The following is a 1,751-nucleotide window of genomic DNA, read 5'->3' as shown; positions in this document are numbered from 1 at the left end:
CGGTTTTCGTTGGTGGGGAGGTTGAGGGTGGGGTTTTGGTCGAAGAAGCCGTGGGGTTCGAGCATGAAGCCGATGTTTTGGCGGGGCATGATGGGCCAGTCTTCGAGGCGGACGACGTGGTGCATGCCGAAGGTGTACCAGACCACGAGGTCCTGGTCCACGATGTTCCGGTCGGCCTGGGTCCAGATGTGCAGGCCGTCGTCGGCGCCGGTGGCCTGGTTGGGGAATTCGCCGGCGGCGAAGCGTTCGGTGCGGTCGTAGGCGGTGACCCAGAGGTTGTTCCGGGCGAACTGGGCGCGTTTGCTGACGTAGGACTCATCGCCGGCGGCGAGCTGGATGCCGTTGGTGGGGATCAGGCGGTAGGCGACGGGTTCGTTGACGATGTTGGTGCTGTCGCGGTTGGCGATCTTCCAGAAGCGGTGCTTGGAGGAGTCGGTTTTGCGGATGGCGGCCTGTTCGGTTTCCAGGAGCCGGTCCACGGCCATGAACGCGGTGTGGGTGGGGTTGTGTTCGGGGATTTCCATGTCGACTTCGTAGACGGCGTTGGTGGGTCCGTCGATTTCGAAGTCCATGCGGACGTTGAACATGTGCTGGTGGATCGGGGCGTAGAGTCCGTCGTTGTTCAGGCTCTGGCCGTAGGGGCTTTTCTGCCCGGGTTTCTGGCCGGCGGTGGAGAGGATGCCGGTGGCCTTGACGAGGAACTCGATGGACCCGTCGAGGAAGAGGTGCCAGTAGAAGGCGTATTCGTAGTTCGCGACGGTGGCGATGAAGGAGATCACGAGTTTGCGGCTGCGGCGGGTTTCGGTGGTGCCTTCGCGGAAGTCGAAGTGCTTCCAGAGGATGGAGTCGTCTTCCTCGTGCATGCAGATGGCGTTTTCGATGGTCAGCGGGTTGCCGTGGCTGTCGGCGGTGATGCCGTCGAAGTATTTGATTTCGCCCAGGCAGTCACAGCCCAGGGTCAGGGAGTTGGCCATGTTGCCGATGTTGTATTCGCCGGAGTCGAAGGCGTTCTTTTTGGCCTGGACGGGGGCGGTGTCGCCGTACGGGACGACCATTTCCGAGAGGGAGGCCCGGTTGATGACGGGCCGTTCGACGCCCTTGTTGCGGAATTTCAGCTGGTGCAGGACCAGGCCTTCGCGGGGGGTGAAGCCGACGCGGAAGGACCAGTCGGCCCACTGGACGTGGTTGCCGGTGACGGTGAAGGATGCGCCTTCGGGCTGGGTGATGGAGATCGGTTTCAGGTCGGTGCGGGCCTCGCCGACGTATTTGGGCAGGTAGTTCCCGGACGCGGACGGGACCGGGATGGCCTGGTCGTCCTCGACCTTGACGACCTCCCCGGAGTTCAGGTCCACGATCACGATGAAGTTCTCGATCGGGTGGGCGTAGGGGCTGTCGTCGGCTTCCTCGCGGACGAAGACCAGGGCGCGCATCAGGCGCCGGCCCAGGTCGTCCTCGCCGAAGTAGCCCACGGACCAGGGCTCGAAGCAGACCAGGGACATGTCCGTGATGCCGCGCTTGGCCAGGGCGGCCCGGACCTCGGGGTTGGTCCGGCAGGACTCCTCACCTTCGGCGAACTCGTCGAGCATGAACGGGGGGTGGATGTGCGCGGCGAGCTGGGTCCATTTGGAGACGATCCCGGATTCGAGGTCCACGATCGCTTCGTACGAGCGGGCCTCGGCCCGGTTGACCAGGACCGCGTCAGCCTCGCGGATGGTCGCGGCGCCGGCCCGGAGCAGTTCCTTCTCCGGCTC

1 protein-coding gene is annotated in these 1,751 nt (G+C 64.4%); it reads right to left on the bottom strand.

Annotated elements, in window-relative coordinates; translation table 11 throughout:
• The coding region (locus tag IAQ70_RS22420) for a primary-amine oxidase (protein ID WP_190992158.1) at positions 1-1,751 on the bottom strand (1,751 nt) is incomplete at both ends.

Source organism: Pseudarthrobacter sulfonivorans (genome assembly GCF_014712225.1).
In the GTDB taxonomy this organism is placed as follows: Bacteria; Actinomycetota; Actinomycetes; order Actinomycetales; family Micrococcaceae; genus Arthrobacter; species Arthrobacter sulfonivorans.
The sequence above is the reverse complement of the archived record's forward strand: the minus strand, read 5'-3'. Positions and strand labels throughout refer to the sequence as shown.